Consider the following 3,191-nt stretch of genomic DNA (forward strand, 5'->3'; position numbering starts at 1 on the left):
ACGGCGCAACGGTCGGCGAGCTGGCGGACCTGCGGGGCGTTGGCCGCCCGGGTCAGCGGGTTCATGGCCGGCCAGCACTTGCCGAAAGCGATGAGCTGGGCGAAGGCCAGCCGCTCCTCCTTGACCTGGGTGGGCGTCACGGCCGACCAGCACACCTTGGCGATGATCTGGAACGCCTTGGCCGAGCGGTTCACCTTCACCATCTCGGCGGCGCAGCGCGCGTGGGTGATCAGACTGCGCCAGTTCAGCCGGTCTCGCTCAAGCATGACGGGGGCGAGGCTCATGCGACCGCCGCCAGCGCGGTTTCGTAGAAGTGCTGCGGGAGCACCTCGCCGGACGTCCAGGCCTGGATGCGCGCCATCAAGGGCGGCTTGGGCACGCGGCGCGCTGGGTCCACGAACGGCAGGCAGAGGCGCCGGATCGTCTCGTAGCTAACGTCCAGCGCCTCGGCCGCGTCTCGATAGGTCAGCCGCCGGTCGAACAGGAACTGCGCGAGCTTCGGGCGGGGTTTGGGGTTAGGCGCTGAAGGCATGGGCGACCGCGTTGTTTCTGCGTCGCCGGTGAGATCGTTGGTGATTTGGTGGACTTGTCAACCGGTGGAAGGCTGCTAAGGCGCTCCGCCATGTTGGCGGTGGCGCACCAGGAGCAAAGAGGGTCGTTTCGCCACATGAGCGAGACGATCAGCGCCGAACAGGCGGAGCGCCAGCTGATGGGCCGCGTGGTGAAGCAGCTGCGCACCCGGCTCGGCCTCACGCAGGAACAGTGCGGCGAGCGGCTGGGCATCTCCGCCCAGGCTTGGCAACGCTACGAGGCCGGCGGCCGGCATTTCACGCCCAGCCTGATCGGCAGGCTGGGCGTGGCCTTGGGCGTCGACCCTGAAGAGTTCCAGTTGGAGCGGGCGCGCCTGCTGGAAGCCCCCTCGATGTCGGCGGTCTCCGCTACGTCTCGCTCGGTCTCGGACCGCGGGGCAGGGGGTCTCTCGATCCCGGTCTGGGGCCGGGTGCGCGCCAGCGACAGGGGCCATCAGGTCTATGACACCGGCGAGCCGGAACAGGTCATCGAAACCAGCAGCCTGTTCGGCCCGGGCGCGGGAGCTTTACGTTTGGCCGGCGAGAGCATGATCCCGTGGGCGGAGCCCGGTGATCTGGTGATCTTCGACCGCAACAGGCATCCACGACGCGGCCACGGGTGCGTGATCGAGACGCTGAACGGCGAATACTATGTGAAGCTCTACCAAAGCAACGCCGGCGGCACGCTAATGGTCAAGGAGATCTATCCAGAAGAAAAGGTGATCAACTTCGCCACCGCCGAAATCAAGGGCTACTACGCCGTGCGCTTGCGCGGTGACTAGCAGGGTCCAAGCGGCTTCATGATTTCAAACCGCTGTCGAGCGCTCGTGCCGCAGATCGTCTGTTTGAGATCATCCAGCTTGTCGAGCATGTCCTTGGCCTGAGCCTTGGTCATGGGGCGATCATTGTCGGATAGGCCGGTTTCACTCGTCGGCTCCGGTGCAGCTTGGCTATGCGCGTCCAGATCGTAGATCTTGTAGAGCAGGAAGATCGACGTCGCTCCCCAGGCGGCCGCTCCTACCGAAGCGGCGGCTATGGCTAGCTTGATCCTGCTCATCATTCGAGGCGTCCACTGCGCATCCGTCGCGCTCGCATCATAGCGGGCGCACCGAGAGTGGGGCAGGTGCGCCATGCTGTGGAGTATGGTTGACAAAAACACCGATGCGTAGTGTCCTGAACTCCGTTGAAGCGGAGGCGCGCCGATGGCGACAGATCACACCCCACGACCCACCAACCTGCCGGAGCAGTACAGCGCGGCGTGGGCGCTGCTGCACGCGGCGCAGACGGGCTCGCCGTTCCAGCCCCGCGACCCGCTGAGCGCCTTGGGCGATGCGCTGCAGCGGCTGATCCAGGTGCACGTGGACGCTGAGGCCACGGCGGGGGAGGACCGGGACACGACGCTCGGCGCTGTCGCCCTCTTCGCCGGCCAGCTGGCGGGCAAGCTGATCGCCCTGACGTCCGGAGATCGGCATGGCGCGCTCACGCTGCTCGCGGTGAAGGAGCTGTGCGACGCCGTTCGAACGGACGCCCTGCCGATCAGCGAGCGCGCCCTGCTGGCGGCCGACGCCGCCAAGGCGGTGTGGCAATGAGGAGCGCACAGATCCTCGCGTTCCGCCCCACCGCCTTGGTGGTGGGCGATGCGCCCTCCAGCGACCCGGGCGAGGTTCTGGCCTACCTGCGCGGGCTCGACGCCGGCGATCGCCACGGCTACGCCCGCGGCCGCCGCGAGGCGCTGGGCGACTTGTGGCGCGGCGCCCTGCGCACCGTCACCCTGCCGCTGGGGAGGTGGCGTTGAACCGGCCGGCCTACACCCTGGCCCGGTCCACTGCTCTGGCCGACGAAACCTACTTCCATCGCCGCAACCTGGCCGAACGCCTGCTGGCGCTCGCCGGCGGCGCCAAGCTGGTGCTGGCGCCCGCGACGCTTGGCCGAGCCCGCGCCCCGAACGGTCACGCGGTGCGGATCTATGCGCGCACGGGCGGGAAGGACGTGGCTCTGGCATACGTCCTGCGCCCGGGCATGGACAGCCTGGAGATCCGCGAGCGGCTGTGGGCCGAGTTGGACGGGCTGCAGCCCCAGGTGATCGCCAGGAGGGCTGCGTGATGAGTCCAAAGCAAGACTATCCGAACGTCCTGCTCGCGGTAGTGAGCGCCGCCGGTGCAGTGCACGACTTGATTGAGGTTGTTCAGACCGAGGATCATCCAGACGTCGACAACGCCATCGGCCTATTCTGCGACGCGATCATCGCGTTGGGCGACATCGAGGAGGACGAGGCGCGCGATGGCCAACTTGTGGCGGCTGCGCACAAGTGGATCGGGGAAAACCGCTGATGTCGGCCGCCCTCACCATGCACGAGGCCGCCGCCGAAACCGGGCTCGCCTACCGCACCTTCCGCCGCGAGTGGCCGCGCATGGTGGCCGAGCTGGGCTTTCCCGCCCCGCTGCTCGGTCGGCGCTGGAGCGCCGACGCCGTGGCCGCCTGGAAGGCGCGCCGCTCCGCTGGCCTGCCCACCGTCGGACCCGAGCCCGACGCCTCACCCGAACGCGTCCTGGCCCGCCGAGCCGCCACCGCCCGCGACCAGCTTGAGCAACTGAGGGCGGCATGAAGTTCCACCGAGCAGCA

9 protein-coding genes are annotated in these 3,191 nt (G+C 68.2%); 6 read left to right on the forward strand and 3 right to left on the reverse strand.

Annotated features, from left to right (window positions below; all coding sequences use genetic code 11):
* Together HUV06_RS15385 and HUV06_RS15390 are read right to left on the reverse strand one after the other, a co-directional pair.
* Nucleotides 1-284 (reverse strand): hypothetical protein (locus HUV06_RS15385; RefSeq protein ID WP_174302120.1); only part of this gene is annotated, 284 nt, incomplete at its 3' end.
* Entirely contained in the window at nt 281-532 is a 252-nt protein-coding gene (locus HUV06_RS15390; protein ID WP_174302121.1) for a hypothetical protein, read from the reverse strand. The genes HUV06_RS15390 and HUV06_RS15385, both read right to left, overlap by 4 nt.
* 135 nt (nt 533-667) lie before the next feature.
* Here HUV06_RS15390 and HUV06_RS15395 point away from each other — a divergent pair, with 135 nt between their 5' ends.
* A complete protein-coding gene (locus tag HUV06_RS15395) occupies nt 668-1,351 on the forward strand; it encodes a LexA family transcriptional regulator (protein ID WP_174302122.1) in 684 nt (227 codons plus the stop codon).
* Here HUV06_RS15395 and HUV06_RS15400 read toward each other — a convergent pair.
* Entirely contained in the window at nt 1,348-1,626 is a 279-nt protein-coding gene (locus HUV06_RS15400; RefSeq protein WP_174302123.1) for a hypothetical protein, read from the reverse strand. The genes HUV06_RS15395 and HUV06_RS15400 overlap by 4 nt on opposite strands.
* Nucleotides 1,627-1,771: 145 nt before the next feature.
* Here HUV06_RS15400 and HUV06_RS15405 point away from each other — a divergent pair, with 145 nt between their 5' ends.
* The 5 genes from HUV06_RS15405 to HUV06_RS15425 are packed head-to-tail and all read left to right on the forward strand — an operon-like array spanning nt 1,772 to nt 3,174.
* On the forward strand, nt 1,772-2,158 hold the full coding sequence (locus tag HUV06_RS15405; RefSeq protein ID WP_174302124.1) for a hypothetical protein: 387 nt from the start codon (nt 1,772-1,774) through the stop codon (nt 2,156-2,158).
* Nucleotides 2,155-2,364, forward strand: a complete 210-nt coding sequence (locus tag HUV06_RS15410; protein ID WP_174302125.1) for a hypothetical protein — start codon at nt 2,155-2,157, stop codon at nt 2,362-2,364. Before HUV06_RS15405 ends, HUV06_RS15410 begins: the two co-directional genes overlap by 4 nt.
* A complete protein-coding gene (locus HUV06_RS15415) occupies nt 2,361-2,672 on the forward strand; it encodes a hypothetical protein (protein ID WP_174302126.1) in 312 nt (103 codons plus the stop codon). Before HUV06_RS15410 ends, HUV06_RS15415 begins: the two co-directional genes overlap by 4 nt.
* Nucleotides 2,672-2,899, forward strand: a complete 228-nt coding sequence (locus HUV06_RS15420) for a hypothetical protein (RefSeq protein WP_174302127.1) — start codon at nt 2,672-2,674, stop codon at nt 2,897-2,899. The genes HUV06_RS15415 and HUV06_RS15420 overlap by 1 nt, the downstream gene beginning before the upstream one ends.
* Nucleotides 2,899-3,174 (forward strand): hypothetical protein, encoded by a 276-nt coding sequence (locus HUV06_RS15425; RefSeq protein ID WP_174302128.1) that lies wholly within the window; start codon nt 2,899-2,901, stop codon nt 3,172-3,174. The genes HUV06_RS15420 and HUV06_RS15425 overlap by 1 nt, the downstream gene beginning before the upstream one ends.
* Nucleotides 3,175-3,191: the final 17 nt, after the last annotated feature.

It is taken from the genome of Caulobacter sp. S45, assembly GCF_903642205.1.
Taxonomy (GTDB): domain Bacteria; phylum Pseudomonadota; class Alphaproteobacteria; order Caulobacterales; family Caulobacteraceae; genus CAHJWH01.

Excerpts from the sequence above, each read along its gene's own strand:
- HUV06_RS15390 (WP_174302121.1), bottom strand. The coding sequence starts at position 532 with ATGCCTTCAGCGCCTAACCCCAAACCCCGCCCGAAGCTCGCGCAGTTC.
- HUV06_RS15400 (WP_174302123.1), bottom strand. The coding sequence starts at position 1,626 with ATGAGCAGGATCAAGCTAGCCATAGCCGCCGCTTCGGTAGGAGCGGCC.
- HUV06_RS15405 (WP_174302124.1), top strand. The coding sequence starts at position 1,772 with ATGGCGACAGATCACACCCCACGACCCACCAACCTGCCGGAGCAGTAC.
- HUV06_RS15425 (WP_174302128.1), top strand. The coding sequence starts at position 2,899 with ATGTCGGCCGCCCTCACCATGCACGAGGCCGCCGCCGAAACCGGGCTC.
- HUV06_RS15410 (WP_174302125.1), top strand. The coding sequence starts at position 2,155 with ATGAGGAGCGCACAGATCCTCGCGTTCCGCCCCACCGCCTTGGTGGTG.
- HUV06_RS15420 (WP_174302127.1), top strand. The coding sequence starts at position 2,672 with ATGAGTCCAAAGCAAGACTATCCGAACGTCCTGCTCGCGGTAGTGAGC.
- HUV06_RS15395 (WP_174302122.1), top strand. The coding sequence starts at position 668 with ATGAGCGAGACGATCAGCGCCGAACAGGCGGAGCGCCAGCTGATGGGC.